Source organism: Rhizobium etli 8C-3, from assembly GCF_001908375.1.
GTDB classification, from domain to species: Bacteria; Pseudomonadota; Alphaproteobacteria; order Rhizobiales; family Rhizobiaceae; genus Rhizobium; species Rhizobium etli_B.
Window position 1 is genome coordinate 1,386,615 of record NZ_CP017241.1, and the last position, 15,629, is coordinate 1,402,243.

General features: G+C 60.2%; 22 protein-coding genes, 1 tRNA gene and 2 pseudogenes. 12 read left to right on the forward strand and 13 right to left on the reverse strand.

Annotated features, from left to right (window positions below; all coding sequences use genetic code 11):
- Nucleotides 1–65: 65 nt before the first annotated feature.
- From AM571_RS06955 to AM571_RS06980, 6 genes and pseudogenes are all read left to right on the forward strand, one after another.
- Nucleotides 66–655, forward strand: a pseudogene (locus tag AM571_RS06955) (ubiquinol-cytochrome C chaperone family protein).
- Nucleotides 656–665: 10 nt separating this feature from the next.
- Nucleotides 666–1,220, forward strand: coding sequence for a YceD family protein (locus AM571_RS06960; RefSeq protein WP_074060789.1), 555 nt, complete (start codon nucleotides 666–668; stop codon nucleotides 1,218–1,220).
- Nucleotides 1,221–1,324: 104 nt separating this feature from the next.
- Complete coding sequence (plsX, locus tag AM571_RS06965) at nucleotides 1,325–2,371, forward strand: phosphate acyltransferase PlsX (protein WP_074060790.1); 1,047 nt, start codon at nucleotides 1,325–1,327, stop codon at nucleotides 2,369–2,371.
- Nucleotides 2,372–2,390: 19 nt separating this feature from the next.
- Nucleotides 2,391–3,362: a beta-ketoacyl-ACP synthase III gene (locus AM571_RS06970; RefSeq protein ID WP_074060791.1), complete on the forward strand. Its 972-nt coding sequence runs from the start codon at nucleotides 2,391–2,393 to the stop codon at nucleotides 3,360–3,362.
- 111 nt (nucleotides 3,363–3,473) lie between these two features.
- Entirely contained in the window at nucleotides 3,474–3,812 is a 339-nt protein-coding gene (locus AM571_RS06975; RefSeq protein ID WP_074060792.1) for an integration host factor subunit alpha, read from the forward strand.
- Between the two features lie 180 nt (nucleotides 3,813–3,992).
- Complete coding sequence (locus AM571_RS06980; RefSeq protein WP_039844517.1) at nucleotides 3,993–4,529, forward strand: MerR family transcriptional regulator; 537 nt, start codon at nucleotides 3,993–3,995, stop codon at nucleotides 4,527–4,529.
- Between the two features lie 76 nt (nucleotides 4,530–4,605).
- On the opposite strand, the gene AM571_RS06985 is transcribed toward AM571_RS06980, so the two are convergent.
- Complete coding sequence (locus AM571_RS06985) at nucleotides 4,606–4,920, reverse strand: DUF1236 domain-containing protein (protein ID WP_074060793.1); 315 nt, start codon at nucleotides 4,918–4,920, stop codon at nucleotides 4,606–4,608.
- A 302-nt stretch (nucleotides 4,921–5,222) separates the two neighbouring features.
- Here AM571_RS06985 and AM571_RS06990 point away from each other — a divergent pair, with 302 nt between their 5' ends.
- Nucleotides 5,223–5,837 carry an HAD-IA family hydrolase gene (locus AM571_RS06990; protein WP_081377138.1) on the forward strand — a complete coding sequence of 205 codons (615 nt, stop codon included), beginning with the start codon at nucleotides 5,223–5,225 and terminating at the stop codon, nucleotides 5,835–5,837.
- 244 nt (nucleotides 5,838–6,081) lie between these two features.
- Here the strand turns inward: AM571_RS06990 and AM571_RS06995 are convergent, their stop codons facing one another.
- The 12 genes and pseudogenes from AM571_RS06995 to AM571_RS07060 form a co-directional block, all read right to left on the reverse strand.
- The gene (locus tag AM571_RS06995) at nucleotides 6,082–7,239 is read right to left on the reverse strand and encodes a tyrosine-type recombinase/integrase (RefSeq protein ID WP_074060794.1); all 1,158 of its coding nucleotides are present in this window, start codon (nucleotides 7,237–7,239) and stop codon (nucleotides 6,082–6,084) included.
- Between the two features lie 65 nt (nucleotides 7,240–7,304).
- Nucleotides 7,305–7,424 (reverse strand): annotated as a pseudogene (locus AM571_RS37295) (DNA-binding protein); the annotation flags it as partial.
- Nucleotides 7,425–7,704: 280 nt separating this feature from the next.
- Complete coding sequence (gene dnaN / locus AM571_RS07010) at nucleotides 7,705–8,832, reverse strand: DNA polymerase III subunit beta (RefSeq protein ID WP_074060797.1); 1,128 nt, start codon at nucleotides 8,830–8,832, stop codon at nucleotides 7,705–7,707.
- Nucleotides 8,819–9,238 carry a DUF4326 domain-containing protein gene (locus AM571_RS07015; RefSeq protein WP_074060798.1) on the reverse strand — a complete coding sequence of 140 codons (420 nt, stop codon included), beginning with the start codon at nucleotides 9,236–9,238 and terminating at the stop codon, nucleotides 8,819–8,821. Before AM571_RS07015 ends, dnaN begins: the two co-directional genes overlap by 14 nt.
- Before the next feature lie 2 nt (nucleotides 9,239–9,240).
- The gene (locus AM571_RS07020) at nucleotides 9,241–10,194 is read right to left on the reverse strand and encodes a DUF2303 family protein (protein WP_074060799.1); all 954 of its coding nucleotides are present in this window, start codon (nucleotides 10,192–10,194) and stop codon (nucleotides 9,241–9,243) included.
- Between the two features lie 29 nt (nucleotides 10,195–10,223).
- Nucleotides 10,224–10,565: a hypothetical protein gene (locus tag AM571_RS07025; protein WP_074060800.1), complete on the reverse strand. Its 342-nt coding sequence runs from the start codon at nucleotides 10,563–10,565 to the stop codon at nucleotides 10,224–10,226.
- 18 nt (nucleotides 10,566–10,583) lie between these two features.
- The gene (gene ssb, locus AM571_RS07030) at nucleotides 10,584–11,093 is read right to left on the reverse strand and encodes a single-stranded DNA-binding protein (protein ID WP_074060801.1); all 510 of its coding nucleotides are present in this window, start codon (nucleotides 11,091–11,093) and stop codon (nucleotides 10,584–10,586) included.
- Nucleotides 11,093–11,461, reverse strand: a complete 369-nt coding sequence (locus tag AM571_RS07035; protein WP_074060802.1) for a hypothetical protein — start codon at nucleotides 11,459–11,461, stop codon at nucleotides 11,093–11,095. Before AM571_RS07035 ends, ssb begins: the two co-directional genes overlap by 1 nt.
- The gene (locus tag AM571_RS07040; protein ID WP_074060803.1) at nucleotides 11,458–12,156 is read right to left on the reverse strand and encodes a hypothetical protein; all 699 of its coding nucleotides are present in this window, start codon (nucleotides 12,154–12,156) and stop codon (nucleotides 11,458–11,460) included. The genes AM571_RS07035 and AM571_RS07040 overlap by 4 nt, the downstream gene beginning before the upstream one ends.
- Complete coding sequence (locus AM571_RS07045; protein WP_074060804.1) at nucleotides 12,156–12,371, reverse strand: hypothetical protein; 216 nt, start codon at nucleotides 12,369–12,371, stop codon at nucleotides 12,156–12,158. The genes AM571_RS07040 and AM571_RS07045 overlap by 1 nt, the downstream gene beginning before the upstream one ends.
- Nucleotides 12,372–12,445: 74 nt before the next feature.
- Nucleotides 12,446–12,649, reverse strand: coding sequence for a hypothetical protein (locus tag AM571_RS07050; protein WP_155774417.1), 204 nt, complete (start codon nucleotides 12,647–12,649; stop codon nucleotides 12,446–12,448).
- A gap of 407 nt (nucleotides 12,650–13,056) precedes the next feature.
- Nucleotides 13,057–13,650 (reverse strand): LexA family protein, encoded by a 594-nt coding sequence (locus tag AM571_RS07060; RefSeq protein WP_237358534.1) that lies wholly within the window; start codon nucleotides 13,648–13,650, stop codon nucleotides 13,057–13,059.
- 156 nt (nucleotides 13,651–13,806) lie between these two features.
- Here AM571_RS07060 and AM571_RS07065 point away from each other — a divergent pair, with 156 nt between their 5' ends.
- The 5 genes from AM571_RS07065 (at nucleotide 13,807) to AM571_RS07085 (ending at nucleotide 15,622) form a co-directional block, all read left to right on the forward strand.
- The gene (locus AM571_RS07065) at nucleotides 13,807–14,058 is read left to right on the forward strand and encodes a helix-turn-helix domain-containing protein (protein ID WP_074060808.1); all 252 of its coding nucleotides are present in this window, start codon (nucleotides 13,807–13,809) and stop codon (nucleotides 14,056–14,058) included.
- 101 nt (nucleotides 14,059–14,159) lie between these two features.
- Nucleotides 14,160–14,235, forward strand: a tRNA-Met gene (locus AM571_RS07070).
- Nucleotides 14,236–14,371: 136 nt separating this feature from the next.
- A complete protein-coding gene (locus AM571_RS07075) occupies nucleotides 14,372–14,881 on the forward strand; it encodes a hypothetical protein (protein WP_074060809.1) in 510 nt (169 codons plus the stop codon).
- A 4-nt stretch (nucleotides 14,882–14,885) separates the two neighbouring features.
- Nucleotides 14,886–15,107 (forward strand): hypothetical protein, encoded by a 222-nt coding sequence (locus tag AM571_RS07080; protein ID WP_074060810.1) that lies wholly within the window; start codon nucleotides 14,886–14,888, stop codon nucleotides 15,105–15,107.
- On the forward strand, nucleotides 15,104–15,622 hold the full coding sequence (locus AM571_RS07085) for a GcrA family cell cycle regulator (RefSeq protein ID WP_074060811.1): 519 nt from the start codon (nucleotides 15,104–15,106) through the stop codon (nucleotides 15,620–15,622). The genes AM571_RS07080 and AM571_RS07085 overlap by 4 nt, the downstream gene beginning before the upstream one ends.
- The last annotated feature ends 7 nt before the right edge of the window (nucleotides 15,623–15,629 follow it).

The following is a 15,629-nucleotide window of genomic DNA, read 5'->3' on the forward strand; positions in this document are numbered from 1 at the left end:
TCTCGAAAGTGGCCACCTTCGGCATTGCAATTCGCGCCTGCTTCGGTAAACCAGCTTTCGAAATCATGCAACACGGCCCACGCAACTGCGCGTGAAGAACGAGGCTTTTCCGGAAGAAACAATGGTCTTCGGGCTCTTTCGCAAGAAAAACAACAACCAGGCGATCGTCGAACGGCAGTATTCGGTACTGACCACCGCAGCCCGTATGCCGGAATTCTACGAGGCCATGCATGTCCCAGACACCGTGATGGGCCGTTTCGAGATGCTGTCGCTGGTGATGATCCTCTTCTTCCGTCGCACACGTTCGTCCGGAACCAGCGGACAGGAGATTGCCCAGGAGATCGTCGATGCCTTCTTTGAGGATATCGACCATTCCATCCGCGAACTCGGTATCAGCGACAACGGGGTGCCGAAGCGCATGAAGAAGCTTGCCGGCATGTTCTACGGGCGTCTAAAATCCTATTCGGCGGCAATGGACACCGGTGACCGCGCGGCCCTTGCCGCAGCCCTTAACCGCAACATCCATCCGCAGGCCGCCGATGCTTGCGACATGACGGCGCTTGCCAACTGGATGTTTGCCGCAGAAGCCGATCTGTCGGCGCAGACCGAGGACCGGATCACCACCGGCTCGGCGACGTTGCCACAGGCAGCGTGAGGAGGACGCCATGAAACATCGCAGTGACGACATTCCATTTTCCTACCTTGTCAAGGTCGGCCATATCTCGGCAAACCCTGTCGAAGTTCACCTCAAAGCGGACGAGAAGGAGCGGAAGGCGCTTGCCGAACGCTGGGATGTTCTGTCCGTCGACGATCTGCATGCGGATCTGCAGATCAATCGCTGGAAGAAGGATGGCATCCGCGTGAAGGGCAGGGTGCAGGCAAAGATCGTTCAGGCCTGCGTCGTGACGCTCGACCCGGTACCTGCCGATATCGACGAGCACTTCGAGCAGATCTACGTGCCCGAGAATTCGAAACTCGCCCGGCACCCGGCCAATGATGCTGGCGAAATGGTTCTCGATCCTGACGGGCCGGACCTGCCTGAAACCTTTGCCGGCGACACGATCGACGCGGGAGAGGTGGTGATGGAATTCGCCGCGCTGGCGATTGATCCCTATCCCCGCAGGAAGGGCGCCGAGTTCTCCGGCCATATGGAGGATACCGGCGAAAACGATAAGAAGCCTTCTGCCTTTGCTGTGCTCAAGGATTGGCAGAAGGACTGAAACCCGTGGGCTATTTGACACAATTCAGTTGTAAGCGATAGGAAAACCGGTATTTTGGCCGAAATTTTCGCTCCCCTCAGGCGAAACAAAAGGATCAGGGACGCGTGATCAGAATATCTCTCGACCTCATGGGTGGCGACTTTGGTCCCGAGGTTGTCATCCCCGGTGCCGCGAAAGCGTTGGAACGGCATCCAGATATCTCCTTCGTCTTTTTTGGCCTGAAAGAGCAGTGCGATCCTGTTCTCGCCAAGTTTGCGAAAGTCAGGGAAAAGTCGGTCTTCCACGATTGCGAACTTGCCGTTCGCATGGACGAGAAGCCCAGCCAGGCGCTGCGCCGCGGCCGCTACATTTCCACCATGTGGCGCTCGATCGAGGCCGTGAAGACGGGCGACGCGGATGTGGCCGTTTCGGCGGGAAACACCGGCGCGCTGATGGCCATGGCAAAGTTCTGTCTGCGCACGATGGCCAACATCGAGCGCCCGGCGATTGCGGCCATTTGGCCGACGCTGCGGGGCGAGAGCATTGTTCTCGATGTCGGGGCGACGATCGGGGCCGATTCTCAACAGTTGATGGATTTCGCCCTGATGGGTGGCGCCATGGCACGCGCCCTCTTCGAACTCGAACGGCCGACGATCGGCCTTCTGAACGTCGGTGTCGAAGAGGTCAAGGGCCAGGAAGAAGTCAAGGAAGCAGGCCGGCTGCTTCGCGAGGCCAACATAGATTCGCTCGAATATTCCGGGTTCGTCGAAGGCGATGACATCGGGAAAGGCACCGTCGATGTCGTCGTGACCGAAGGCTTTTCCGGCAATATCGCCTTGAAGGCGGCAGAAGGTACGGCAAAACAAATGGCCGCATATCTGCGTGCTGCGATGTCGCGCACGCTGCTTGCCAGGATCGGCTATCTCTTTGCCAAGAGTGCTTTCGACATGCTTCGCGAAAAGATGGACCCGAGCAAAGTCAACGGCGGCGTATTCCTTGGTCTCAACGGCATTGTCATCAAGAGCCATGGCGGCGCCAATGCAGACGGCATCGCTGCTGCCATCGAGGTCGGCTATGATATGGCCAAGAATGGCCTCAATCAGAAAATAGAAAACGATCTTAAGAAATATCATGCCAAGCGGTTACCCCCGATGGGGCCGGAAGCCGCATGAGCAAAGAGGTTTAGCCAGAATGATCCGTTCAGTGGTTCGCGGGTTCGGAGCCGCACTTCCGAAACGCGTAATGACCAATCGCGAGATGGAAGATGTCGTCGATACGTCTGACGAATGGATCGTCCAGCGCACCGGCATCCGCCAGCGACATATCGCAAGCGATGACGAAACCACGTCTTCGCTTGGCGAGCGGGCTGCGCGTGCGGCGCTCGACAAGGCCGGCCTGACGCCTTCCGATATCGATCTCATCATCTGCGCCACCTCGACGCCGGACAACACCTTCCCGGCCACGGCGGTCAATATCCAGAACCGTCTCGGCATGCACCACGGCTTCGCCTTCGACGTTCAGGCAGTCTGCACAGGCTTTGTCTATGCCGTGACGACGGCCGACGCCTATATCCGTGGCGGCCTCGCCAGGCGTGCCCTCGTGATCGGTGCGGAAACCTTCTCGCGCATCCTCGACTGGAACGACCGCACCACCTGCGTGCTGTTCGGCGACGGCGCCGGCGCGATCGTGATCGAGGCTGCCGAAGGGGAGGGTACGACAGCTGATCGAGGCATCCTGACGGCGCATCTTCGCTCCGATGGCTCGCACAAGGAGAAACTTTTCGTCGATGGCGGCCCGTCTACCACCGGCACGGTCGGCAAGCTGCGCATGGAAGGCCGCGAAGTCTTCAAATATGCCGTCGGCATGATCACTGACGTAATCCAGGCCGCCTTCGATTCGACCGGCACGACCGCAGAAGATCTCGACTGGCTGGTGCCGCACCAGGCCAACCGTCGCATCATCGACGGATCCGCCAAGAAGCTGCACATCGCCCCGGAGAAGGTCGTCATCACAGTCGATATGCACGGCAACACCTCAGCCGCCTCGATCCCGCTCGCACTTGCCACTGCAGCAGGGGATGGACGCATCAAGAAAGGCGATCTGGTGATGCTGGAGGCAATGGGCGGCGGCTTCACCTGGGGTGCTTTGCTGCTGCGCTGGTGACGGTGAAGAATCGCAAAAAACTGGCGACGAACAAGAGCTTGACCGTAAGGCGCAAGACAAATAGTCTTTGCTCGCTTTTAAAAAATATTTTGTAGAATTGGCGGGGAGACCATGAGCGGAAAGACAGTGACGCGAGCAGACCTGGCGGAATCGGTTTTCCGGAAGGTCGGTCTCTCCAGGACCGAATCCGCCGAACTCGTCGAGACCGTCCTCGACGAAATCTGCAACGCCATCGTCCGTGGCGAAACCGTCAAGCTTTCCTCCTTCGCAACCTTCCAGGTCCGCGATAAGAACGAGCGCATCGGCCGCAATCCCAAGACGGGCGAAGAAGTGCCGATCTCGCCCCGCCGGGTGATGACCTTCAAGGCTTCGAACGTCCTGAAGACCCGTATTCTCAAGGCGCACACCCTGCGCAAGGTCAAGCAGAAGCCCGCAAATCCTGCCATGTAAGAGCGCAAGGGGATAAGGTGATTTCCTGTTCCTGATTGCTGCTTCCCGATCATTTTTCCAACCGCACTTTCCCGCTTGTGGGCTATGCGTAGACATGACTTGAATTCAACGCCGCAAACCGTTGAAATATGATGAGTCGCGGTTTGGACCGCCACCGGTGATCGCGTAGGGAGTACGACCTTGGACAAGAGCCCCGATGCTTTCCGAACAATCAGCGAAGTTGCTGACGATCTCGATCTGCCGCAACACGTTCTGCGTTTTTGGGAAACGCGCTTTCCGCAGATAAAGCCGATGAAAAGGGGCGGAGGGCGCCGCTATTACCGGCCGGAAGACGTGGATCTGCTGAAGGGTATCCGGCATCTCCTTTACGACCACGGCTATACGATCAAGGGCGTTCAGAAGCTCCTGAAGACCAACGGCAACAAGTTCGTCGTCGCTGTCGCGCAGGGTGATCTTGCCAGCGTCGAGGCGCTTGCCGCCGGTGGCAGGGACAGCGCCCCGGGCGAACCGCGCGTCGGCATTGCGGAGGAGGATCAACTGGTCGGCCGTGCAAAGCCGCCGATTACCCGCCGCTTCTTCAATTTCGTCGCCGGTGACGACGATCAGTCTGAAGTTTCGATCGGCAAGTCGAGCGTCAGCAAGGAGGACAGGGCGCTTCTGCAGGAGGCACTCTACGATCTTCTGGAATGCAAGCGCCTTCTCGATCAGGTGCGCTAAACGCCTTGTCCGCCGAGAATGTCATTGCCGGCTCGCCGGAGGCGGGCGCGAAGCTCTGGCTTCGCGCCCGATCGCATCACTCGAGAATCTGGATGACGCGGTGCGTCTGGGGTTCGACGATTACCCTGCGATTGTTGACGACTGTATAAGCATAGCCGTCCATCTCCGGGACCTCGTGAATTTCGACGGTTTCCGGAAGCGTCGTTCCAACAACGACGTCGCCCTCATAGACGACAGAAGGGACCTGCTGCTCCATCACATAGGTGCGAACTTCCCCCGGCAGCACGATGGAGCCGGTGGGCGCGGGGTCGACGATTATCGTACTCTGCGCGAGGGCGGCAGAGCAGACCGTCAGCGTTGCGGCGGCCGTAGCCAGCATGGTCTTGCGCATAGGACAAATCTCCTTTTCCTACCCAGCCTTGATGAAAAACGCCCGCATGGATCGGATGTTCCGGAAAAGGACCAGTTGCTGGTGCTCCTGCGCGCGTGGCACTGACCTTGGCAAAGCCACCGGCATCTGTTTAGAGAAGAGCGCACGAAGGTTCGTGCGCTGAGAACCACCAGGAGAACCAGGAAGATCCAACCTTGATCTCCGTCCGAATTTCTGTTTCCAGAGCCCCATCTTCACAAGGAATTCCCCCCGTGTCCTCTTCCAATGTACCCGGCAAGGCCTACGATGCATTTCTCTTCGACATGGACGGCACGCTGCTTAACTCGATAGCGGTCGTCGAGCGTGTCTGGGGCGATTGGGCAAAGGATCACGGCCTCGAGCCGGAAGTGTTCCTGAAGACGATCCACGGCGTGCGTGCCAGTGACACCATCCGTCAACTGGCACTTCCTGGTGTGGATGCGGTGCTTGAAGCGAAAAAACTGTTGATCGAGGAAATGGCAGACGTCGACGGTATCGTGCAGATCCCCGGCGCAATCCGCTTTCTGGACGGCATTCCCGCCGACAGATGGGCTATCGTGACTTCCGCCCCATTTGAACTCGCCAAGCGACGCATGGCCGCCGCCGGTATCCCGATGCCGAAGGTCATCGTCACCGGCGAGGAAGTCCAGGCAGGCAAGCCCAGCCCCGAATGCTACCTGCTCGGCGCCAGCCGCCTGGGTGTCGATCCGAAACGCTGCTTGGTCTTTGAAGACGCGGTTGCGGGCATACTTGCGGGAGAAGGTGCAGGAGCCGATGTGACCGTCATTACCGCGACACATGCCACGCCCTTCGAAACGCCGCATTTCTCGATTGCGGATTACGAGGCATGGACCGTAGAGACAGTCGGCGGCATCGGCATCGGAATCGTCGGAGCCTAAGCGGCACATCGGCTTTTTGCGCGCAGTGCGGCTTTTTCCGCTTGCATTGGGCGACACGAAAAACTAAACGAAACAAGCTGTTTCGGCAGGTCGAGGCGTTGCGCAATCACGTAGCGAGCTTGACCGGGTCAAGCGGGCGCTTGGTTCGACAAAAGGACCGGCGAGACGTTGAGGCCTACCGAATGAGGCATGTGACGGAATGTAGCGCAGTCTGGTAGCGCACTTGACTGGGGGAAATAGTCCTTCAGTCTGAATTCCCTCCTGATTTCAATTCCTTAGAAGACATACTTGAATCTGTCGTGGGACTTTTGGTGGGACTTGATGTCGCCTCCAGAGCGTTCCGGAGATCGTCGTCCAGGGCGTGGGCATACTTTGCCGTCGTTGCTACGTCGGCATGGCCGAGGAGCTTCTGAGCGACGCGGAGGTTCGATGCTCGCAGCACCCTCGTTGCGGCCGTGTGGCGCGTGTCGTGGAATCGGAAGTTGGTGACGCCGGCGCGCGGGACGGCGCGGCGCATCGCCGATTTGAGGCCGCTTTCGGTCAGCGGATATCGCTGATCGCGCACATAGCCGACCTTCTTCATGGTCTTCTTCGCGACGAACGTGAAAACCTTAATGGGGTGGAAGTCCTTCTGAGCCCAAAGGAGATCGAATGTCTCCTGCGACATCGGAAGGGTGCGCTCTTTGTTGCCCTTGCCGATCACTGTGAAGCGGCGGGAGAAGAAGTCGACGCGAGACCATTCCAGGCCGAGGATCTCCATGCGGCGGCAACCATTCAGGAAGGCAAAGCGCACGGCATCATCGTAGCCGCGCTCCAGCTCGCCCATGATGGCGTCTTCCTCGCCGAGCGATGCCTCGCGTACGCGTTCCTTCGGTTCCTTCAGGATATGCTTTCCGAAGTCGACATCGCCGACGGTGACCTTCCAGACGTTCTTGGCACGGAGGATGATCTCGCGCAGCGGCTGAGTGCAGGTTCGATTGACTGTCGCAGGTCCGACAAGGGCGCCGAGATGGACCTTGCCCTTTTTGCCGAGGCGGCGAACGCGCTCGCCTCGACGCTTGGCGACGATCGCCGCCACCTTCTCGTCGCTGATGTCACGAAGATCGGTGGATGCGCCGACATTGAGTTTCAGCCATTCGAGATTTTTCAGCGTCGTTTCAAAGTTCTTATGATGCTGCCCGACCTCGTTGTACCAGCGCAGCGCGGCAACCTCGAAGGTCATGGTCGAAGAGCTGAAGGCTTGCTCGACGCTCAGTTGCGCCTTGGCAAGTTCCCGCTCGGTGTCTTCGAAGGCTTTTGCGTCTCGCTTTTTCGTTGCGCGAGTATCGCCAGAAAATCGACGGCCCCCGACGATGAAGTCGTACGAATAAGTTTCTTTACCGGGACGTTTATAGACCGACATTTCTGCGCCCGCTCTCTTTTGAATTCCTCGACATCTTCATTTGTGTATCGCCGTGTCGGCCGTTTTTTGCCGAGTCCGATGTTAATCCAGCGCAAAAGACCCTCGTCGGTCAAGTCGCGAAGCTGGCGCGTCGAGATGCTGAGCAGCTCGGCGGCTTGCTGTGGCGTCAAAAGAGGCTCTGTCATTTCATCCTCCCTTGAACTTCGATCGTCATCAGATCAGCCGCGAGAACCGATCTCGCGGGACAAGGATAGATCAGTGAAATTCCGTCTGACGAGGCTCGGAAGGTTGCGTCGCATTCAAATTCCAGCACGGCCTGGTGCAGCACGTAGCCGCCGTTAGGCACGGTGATGAACTCTGAACGCGAGCTGCCGCAGGCCGGGCAGCTTTCGCGTTCGGACAGCTTCGATATGAAAGACTGAGCCGTCATTTCAGAAGAGGCTCCGCTGCGCTGGCATGGCTTCCTCACACGCGCATCGGCATAAGCACGATCAGGTTTTCGGGATGGGCTCCGATGCTGCGGAGCACGGCGGGGGAATTCGTGTCGCCAAGCGCCATGGTCAGCTGTTCGCCGGGCAGGTGAGACAGCGCGTCGTTGACGTATCGTGCGTTAAAGCCGATCTCCAATTCGGCGTGGCCGTCGTAAGACAGCGTGTCCGAGGCGTCGCCGGCATCCGGGTTCTTGACTTCAAGGTGCAGCTGGCCGCCGGCGAAGCTGAAGCGGACGGCGCGACCGCGCTCGCCGCTGACCGTGGCGACGCGATCGATGGCGGCGGCGAGCGTCGGCGCATCGAGCGTCGCTTCCATGTCGTGGCCGTTTGGCACGACGCGGACGTAATCGGGGAAGGTGCCGTCGACGAGCTTAGAGGTGATCAGCGACGAGCCGCCCGAAAGCCGGATCAGGTTTTCGGAAAGCTCGACGATGATCTCGCCCGCCTTTGGCAGGATCTTCTCGATTACCTTTATGGACTGGCGGGGAATGATGACGCCAGGCATGGCGGGGTCCATCTCGGCCTTCACGTAGCGCTTCGACAGGCGATGGCCGTCGGTCGCGACGAGAATGACGCCTTGGTGTTCGGCGTCTGCCGCCGTCGGATGCAGGAAGATGCCGTTCAGGTAGTAGCGCGTCTCTTCGGTCGAGACGGCGAAACCACAGGCAGTAATCGCCGCGGCAAAGTCGCCGGCGGCGATCGTGAAGCGGTGCTGAAAGCCGCCTGGTACCTTCATTTCGTGAAAGTCGGACGCGGGCAGAACCTGCAGGCTGAACTTCGAGCGACCCGCCTCGATCACCACGGCATCGAGCTTTCCGCCCTTGCGCTTGACCGTGACGTCGCAGCCGTCCGGCAGCTTGCGGACGATATCAGCGAGCAGCCCTGCGGGGACGGTGAAGGGCTCGAAATCGACATCGGCGATGGCCTTGAACGGCGTCGATGCCTCGATGTCGAGATTGGTGAGGCGCGCCGAGAGCGAGCCCGGCGCCGCACCTGCCTCGATCAGCACGTTTTGCAGGATCGGGATGGTATTGCGCTTCTCGACGACATTGGCCGTCAGGGCGAGCGCCGCCATGAGAGCGGACTTTTCAGCCGTGAACATCTTCAATTGTCTCCGGATTGGCGAGACGCAGGAGAACGTCCGCGTGGCAAGGCATATCGAGGCTGCACCAGCATGCGAGGTTGCTCCCTCGTAGCTCGGTGACCTCTTCGATCTTCACCCTCGTCAGGCGGCCTTCGCAAAGGGCGCTCTCGTAACATTCAGCGGCGCGCCGCGCGGCGTCTGCCTGCGTTCGATGAAAGGGGTAATTGATCTCCTGGTCATGAGCGCCGGCCCACGCCGCAGCATTCGTGTCGTGGAAGCGCCCGCGGACCTTTACCTTCCACGGATTGCCCCATCGGCCCGGGCGCGCGACATTCATAGCCAGCAGCCCATTGGCTGCCAGCGATGCTTCTTCGAGGCGAAACCCACGCTTGCGCAAAAGCTGGATGCGGACCGGCTTTGTCATGGTCAGACGCCAGTCATTTCCGGCGCGCCCTGGAAATGCGGCAGACCGGTTTCGGAAGCGGCGCGTTCCATGTCACGCAAGACCTGCTGGGTGATGTAGACGTCCGGGCGGTAGAGTTTGACGATCCACTTGATGCTGCCGCCGGAAAGGCGATAGCGCAGGCGCACGGGAATGCGGGCAGGATCGCCCATGAAGAAGGGTGGAACGGCGAGGATGAACATGCCCGGAACATCCATCTTGTTGCCGTTGGAGTCGCGGTGCTCTTCTTCAAAGGTGATCTGGCCTTCGCCGCTCTGCAGCGTGACGGCGTTCTTGACGCGCGTTTCGGAAAAGACCTGGAGGCCGCGCGAAAGCGTCACCAGCTCGGTCGGATACGCGACGCGGAAGCTGAACTTGTGGCGGAAGTCCTCGCTTTCCTGATCGTCTGGCGCGGCCAGTTCGGCGATATGGTCTTCGATGAATTGGGCGAACTGCTCCTGCTCAAGCGGCTTGCCGTCGATAGCGTTCCACGCCTGCCACTCCTCGGAGAGCGGGAACTCGTAGTGGATGCGGTGCTTGCCGTTATCAGCCGCCCCGCCCGGCGTCGTTCTGTGATAATCGATCACGGCCGTGAGCGACGGCTTCTGCCAGTTTGTGTTGGCGAAGATGGCGCTGTCATTCGTACCGTGCCGGGTGACCAGGTCGATGAAGCTTTCCAGAGTCGTAACTTTCGCCGTGCCGGTTTTGCGCGCAGGTGAGAAGCGGTAGTGCTCGAAGAGGCTGTGAACGCCACCGATCACGCCCCGCTCGCGATCGACGAAGACTGGGATTTCGGTTGGGACACCCGGGATCGGCTGCGTCAGCTTCACCGTCGCGAGCTGCGAAGCGGCCTTGTCGGCAAGCGACGTGATTTCGTCGATGGCGATGCCGGTGATGCTCTTGAACGGTTCGAGCACTTCGATGTTTCCATCTTGCATGTGTCAGGTCCTTTGCGGGTTGGGAGAGGTCAGGCGGTTTCGCGGTCGCGCACTTCGCGCGGCGAGAACATGTCGTGCTGCTGGGGATGCTCGGTCGAGAGCGCGCCACCTTCGGTGACCCAGTAGACGGAGGCGCGGCGCGGCCGCTTCGGCGTCTTGGTTGCAACGTCGGCGTTGATCGTCACCATGCCGTTGGCGACGGCGAAATCGAGCTTCAGCGTAAGGTTGCCCTTGAACGTAGATTTCGGGCTATCGTTCGACAGGTCGGCGAGCTCTTCGAGCACTTCCTGAAGCTTGGCGGAAAACTCCTTGTTGAGTTCGCCGCCTTCGAGCATGCCGATCAGCGCGTGGCTGTCGCGGATGATTTTCATTGAGAGGTCCTTTCAGGGTTATCCGCGCCATTCCGGCGCAAAGGGAATGTCGTCATCCATGTCTCGGGAGAAGTTGGCAGGCGCGCCGCTGGAGCCGGAGGCCGCGCGCGTGGCGCGATCCCCATCGAGGCCGTAATCACCCGGACCGTCGCCGCCGGCGCGGTAGCCGGAGCCTTCGCGCTTGTCGAGCAACTGAATGGAGGTGTTGAAACCCTGCAGGACGATCTCGGTCGAATACCGATCTTGGCCGTCGCGGTCTTGCCACTTGCGCGTCTGGAGCTGGCCCTCGACGTAGATTTTCGAGCCCTTCTTCACGAACTGCTCGACGAGCTTCACCAGCGGCTCGGCGAAGACGACGATGCTGTGCCATTCGGTCTTTTCGCGGCGCTCGCCGGACGTGCGGTCGCGCCAGCTTTCCGAGGTAGCGAGCCGGATCGAGGCGATCGAGCGGCCGTCTTGCGTCCGGCGGATTTCGGGATCGGCGCCGAGATGGCCGAGGAGAATGACTTTGTTGACGGAGCCGGCCATCACGCCACCTCCGCTGCAGTTGCCGGCACGTCCGGCGACGGGAGCTTTTCGCTGCCGACGTAGAGCAAGGCGAGGAAGACACTGGCGAGTAGCAGGTCGGAGCCGCTTTCAGTGCGGGCGTAGGGATCGCCGTCTATAATGCGGCGCGCGAAATGTTCGGCGGCAACCAGGTCGACCGGCGCGATCAAGCAATCAAAATGCTGGTCGACGAGTGCGACGGCTGAGGTGCCGAAGGTTCGCGTCACCGGCGTGCCGTCCTTGGCGGTGCCTGCCGGAAGCTCGCCGGAAACGTCGGTCAGGACGATCTTGCAGCCGGAGCGGCCGAAGCTGTCGTCGATGACGGTGCAGGGAATCGGTGATTTCTTCACAGACGATACTCCATCGTGCCGCGATGGGCGGCGTTTGCGGCGGCTGCGCCGTAGAACTGGTCCTCGCCGATCAGCCTCTTGAAGCAGTCGACGAAGGCCTCTTCCGCCTTCATCGCGCCCCATGGCTTGATGGCGCCCTTTGTCTTCGGCGTAGGGTAGCGGTCGAGCGGATAGGCCTCGATGGCGCGTGGGCCGCACAGCGCGCGCGCCTCGGCACCCGCCATGCGCTTGTCCATGTTCTTAACCATGGACTTCTGGCTGTTTGTCCAGACAGCAGGGATTGGCAGCCCCGCCGCGGCATAGATCGCCTCGTCCCATGACGATTTCACCATGTCGACGATGCGGCGATAGAGGGCGGCTGCCTTCGGATCGACCTCGCGGATCGAAGCCTCGATCAGGTGCATCGTCGGCTCGATGATGTCGCCGATCAGCCCCTCGTGCGCATCATGCAGCAGGAAGAGCGCTGCCGTGCGGGCATCGGCGCCCTCGTTGATCAGCGCCTCGGCGCCCATGACGCAATGCTGAGCATCGCTGTATGCGGTGCCGATGCGGCTTCCCGCGAAACGCGGGATAACGGAAAGCCGCGCGGCGATCTCCGCGAAATTGATTTCGCAGGCAAGCGGCGCAGCCAGATCCATCAGCGATCCATCGGCGCGGAAGGAAGGAATGGGGGAGGAGGCGAGGCGGGCTGTCATCAGCGGCGGTCATCCCATGCGAGCTGCTGTTCATAGGAAGCCAGCGCGCGGTAGGACTGCGCGCCGACATTGATGATGGCGAGGATCGCGAGTGCCCACGACAGCGAGCAAATGAGCGCCATCGTCTTGTAGGGAACGCGCTGCATCTGCTCGATCGGGATGACCGGCGGCGGTTCGACGCGCGCGCCGAAGGGTGTGAAGTGATTGCTGTCCATGAGAAGAACCCTCGCATCGGTTTCGATATGACCGCGCCCGAGGGGTGACGAGCGGGCCATACCGAAGCCGATAGTCAGGCGACGCGGCGCACGGAGCGCTTGTCGGCGATTATCTTCGCTTCGCTGGCGTAGCGATTGATCTGGCGATCAGAGAATTCTTCGCGCAATTCATCGCGGGTACAGCCCGGCCGGACCAGCATGAAGTCGGAGATTTCGCGGGCAATATCGCGGCCGATTGCAGCGCGGACAGGTTCGACGATAGGGGGTTGGGTTTGCATCATTGCTCCTCGAAGCGTTGCTATCGGGAGGCAATATGTCGAATATCGACAATAGATGTCAAGCCGTATGTTGTCGATTATCGTCAATAGCGTCGGCTTAGAAGATAAGCGTATGTTGTTATTCGACAAATATAGAATCACAAAAGGCGGCATGCTAGCCGCCTTTTGTCTGTTAGCCGTGTTGGCTTAAGACTTAGTCGAGGAGTAAACGCCGAAGGGCTGATCTAACCGAGAGACGATGCGGCTGGCCGCAAGTATCAACCATCCTCCGCACCAAAGAATGCAGCCGCCGATCTCCTGGATAGCGCTCGGCCCTACAATGAAGACCAAGACAGATGCCGCCAGCGTGAGAATGCTGATGACAAAAAGCACAGCTGGCATGCGTTCCTCCGGTCTCGTTCCCTCAGCTATTCCTCGCGTTGTACGCTAAAAACTACCTTGCCGACAACCCGAACGATGTTTCCGTCGCCTTCGAATGGATCGATCGGGACTTGGTGACGTGGGTCATTAGATTCGGGAAGCAGCCAGAGCTTGCCTGTGTCATCCTTGAAGAGCTTTTTGACGGTGGCCTCGCGTAAGCCGTCGGGCCGTTCGACCTCTATAATGTAGCGCTTTCCGGGCACGGGTGTCTCACCCGTTTCCAGGATGTCCGTATAAATAAGCGCGGAGCCATCCGGGTAGCGCAGGTTCATCGACGGGCCGCGGGACTCCGCGCCATGTAATGTAAAAGGGCGCAGGTCCGGATCGTCCGGTACCTGGACGTCGTAGCAGTCTTCCTCCTCCCAGAGGTGAGATTCTGCCCAATCTCCCGCTTGAACATGCTGCCTGACGCGGACCGTCCTGACGTTGCCGTGGTCAGCAATCAACTCGGCCGGCTCACGATTGAAGATCTCGGCGAGCTTGCGCATTTTAGTTAGCGTCAGCTCGGTCTTCCCCTTCTCAAGGCGATTGTAATTTTCTGTGGAAATGTCGAGCGCGGCCGCAACGTCAGCCTGCGTCATTCCACTCAACTCCCTGATTTTCTTCAGTTGATTTGTCATGCGTCACTTATAACGATTATCGTCAAGTCATGTATGACGATAAACGACAATATAGCGTCTTGCGTTTATTGTCGAATATCGACATATTGACGATATGGAGTTGGACGAATTGATTAGATGAAGCTGAAAGAGTGGCGACTTACGCGAGAGCTAACGCTGGCTGAAATGGCATCTGCGCTCGAAATCGAAAACGCGCGGACCTACCAGCGTTATGAGGACGGCGAAAACCGCACTGACGCTCCGCTCGTAGAGCGCATTATCGCGTTCACGGGCGGAAGCGTCTCTCTCGACGACCTTCACGCTCAACGCCTCGACTGGCTTCGCGCAAACCGCCCCGAAGCTTTTGGTCGACGGGAGGCCGCAGAATGATGGCCTCGACGATTTCTCCGCCGCGCCGCCCATCGCCACGGGCAGGCGCGCACCTCGGCCGGAGCTTGCTCTCCTCCTGGCGCTCCGGCCGCCTTCTATTCCGCAGGGTAGGGAAGCGGTCATCCCGCGTGGTTCATACCCACGAGAGCGCAGGTTCAAATCCTGCCCCTGCAACCAGTTTCGATGTCCGTTTCGCATGTGGTCCTCCGTGACCTGCTGACGGACTGAAGCTCACATTTTCGGAACCTTCCCACCACGGGAAAACACGCCGGGATTTCCCGGCGCGGGAAACCTTTTGTCTTTGCGAGGCCCCATGACCAACGACACGATGACGAACGCTTGGTTCCACCGGCTCAAGGCTGCGAACCGTATGTTGATCAAGCTGAACGGCGGGATCGAGGCCTCTGCCGAAATCACTTCGCTTTCGAAGAGCCAGATCGGCCGCTGCCACAGCGACAGCGATACGGAGCTGCTGCCGCTGCCCGCCGTCATGCGGCTTGAGGCCGAATGCGGCAACTATGCTGTGACCCGGGCGCAGGCCGAGTTGCACGGTTGCAAGCTCTCCGATCCGCGGGAAGGGGCCGCAGATGGTGCTACCGTCATGCGTGGTGCCGCCGAACTTGGCGGCCGCGTGGCGCAGTATCAGCACAATCACGCCATCGCCTCGCTCGATCTGAAGCTTTGCCGTTCCGAGCTGCTGCAAGGCGTGCGTGACCTGCAATCGGTCATCGAGAGCGCCAGCCTCCTCTTGAACTCCTATGCATCGGCGCTAGCCAAGGGCGGCGAGGACGCGCCGGCGCTCCGCCTGGTCGGCGAGGATTAAGCCGATGGCGAAGAGCAATCCCACGTCCATCACCTTCAGAAACATGAAGATGAAGCCGGAGCATGTGGCGCAGCTGATGCGCGACCTGAACCGTCATTCAATCCCCGCCGCTTCCGCGACAGGCTACGAGTGCCCCAAGTGCGGGCATGTTCTCGCCATCGCCGAGATTGTCGAGCGCTACTGCGCCAAATGCGGCGACATCGAGCCTCGCGAGGTGCGGGCATGAACGTCCACGTCACCGGCGCCTGGACCGAAGAGCGCACCCGGCATGCGGCCAAGCTGTGGCGGGACGGACTTACCGCCTCGCAGATTGCCGCTGCACTTGGCGGCATCAGCCGCAATGCCGTCATCGGAAAGGCAACCCGCAATCCTGATCTATTCGCGCCGCGCCGCGGTGTTGCGCCGCGTATCGCCAGGCCTGCGAATGTGAAGCAGCACGCGCCGAAGCCGAAGGCCACTGCCGCGATATTCCGCGCGCCGCCGAAGAGGGTCGCGGCGCCACCTGTGACGGCGCCCGAGCGGCCGCACGGTCTATTCCGCCACCGCGATCTTTCGATCGATGGCGCCACTCCCATCGCCTTCGCGCTGATCGATCGCCTCCAGTGCTCCTGGCCTTTGACCGACTTCGAGGACGGGGACGGTCCGGACATGCCATGCTGCGGCCGACCACGCCGCGGCGGCCTCGCACCGGACAGCGCGTATTGCGCCGAGCATGCCGCCGTTTCGCGAGGAGCCGCCTGATGGATTA

What these genes read in the sequence shown, in the direction of transcription:
- AM571_RS06960 (WP_074060789.1), top strand. Translation starts at nt 666, where the DNA reads ATGAAACATCGCAGTGACGACATTCCATTTTCCTACCTTGTCAAGGTC.
- AM571_RS06970 (WP_074060791.1), top strand. Translation starts at nt 2,391, where the DNA reads ATGATCCGTTCAGTGGTTCGCGGGTTCGGAGCCGCACTTCCGAAACGC.
- AM571_RS06975 (WP_074060792.1), top strand. Translation starts at nt 3,474, where the DNA reads ATGAGCGGAAAGACAGTGACGCGAGCAGACCTGGCGGAATCGGTTTTC.
- AM571_RS06985 (WP_074060793.1), bottom strand. Translation starts at nt 4,920, where the DNA reads ATGCGCAAGACCATGCTGGCTACGGCCGCCGCAACGCTGACGGTCTGC.
- AM571_RS06990 (WP_081377138.1), top strand. Translation starts at nt 5,223, where the DNA reads ATGGACGGCACGCTGCTTAACTCGATAGCGGTCGTCGAGCGTGTCTGG.
- AM571_RS06995 (WP_074060794.1), bottom strand. Translation starts at nt 7,239, where the DNA reads ATGTCGGTCTATAAACGTCCCGGTAAAGAAACTTATTCGTACGACTTC.
- dnaN (WP_074060797.1), bottom strand. Translation starts at nt 8,832, where the DNA reads ATGTTCACGGCTGAAAAGTCCGCTCTCATGGCGGCGCTCGCCCTGACG.
- AM571_RS07015 (WP_074060798.1), bottom strand. Translation starts at nt 9,238, where the DNA reads ATGACAAAGCCGGTCCGCATCCAGCTTTTGCGCAAGCGTGGGTTTCGC.
- AM571_RS07020 (WP_074060799.1), bottom strand. Translation starts at nt 10,194, where the DNA reads ATGCAAGATGGAAACATCGAAGTGCTCGAACCGTTCAAGAGCATCACC.
- AM571_RS07025 (WP_074060800.1), bottom strand. Translation starts at nt 10,565, where the DNA reads ATGAAAATCATCCGCGACAGCCACGCGCTGATCGGCATGCTCGAAGGC.
- ssb (WP_074060801.1), bottom strand. Translation starts at nt 11,093, where the DNA reads ATGGCCGGCTCCGTCAACAAAGTCATTCTCCTCGGCCATCTCGGCGCC.
- AM571_RS07040 (WP_074060803.1), bottom strand. Translation starts at nt 12,156, where the DNA reads ATGACAGCCCGCCTCGCCTCCTCCCCCATTCCTTCCTTCCGCGCCGAT.
- AM571_RS07045 (WP_074060804.1), bottom strand. Translation starts at nt 12,371, where the DNA reads ATGGACAGCAATCACTTCACACCCTTCGGCGCGCGCGTCGAACCGCCG.
- AM571_RS07050 (WP_155774417.1), bottom strand. Translation starts at nt 12,649, where the DNA reads ATGCAAACCCAACCCCCTATCGTCGAACCTGTCCGCGCTGCAATCGGC.
- AM571_RS07060 (WP_237358534.1), bottom strand. Translation starts at nt 13,650, where the DNA reads ATGACGCAGGCTGACGTTGCGGCCGCGCTCGACATTTCCACAGAAAAT.
- AM571_RS07065 (WP_074060808.1), top strand. Translation starts at nt 13,807, where the DNA reads ATGAAGCTGAAAGAGTGGCGACTTACGCGAGAGCTAACGCTGGCTGAA.
- AM571_RS07075 (WP_074060809.1), top strand. Translation starts at nt 14,372, where the DNA reads ATGACCAACGACACGATGACGAACGCTTGGTTCCACCGGCTCAAGGCT.
- AM571_RS07080 (WP_074060810.1), top strand. Translation starts at nt 14,886, where the DNA reads ATGGCGAAGAGCAATCCCACGTCCATCACCTTCAGAAACATGAAGATG.
- AM571_RS07085 (WP_074060811.1), top strand. Translation starts at nt 15,104, where the DNA reads ATGAACGTCCACGTCACCGGCGCCTGGACCGAAGAGCGCACCCGGCAT.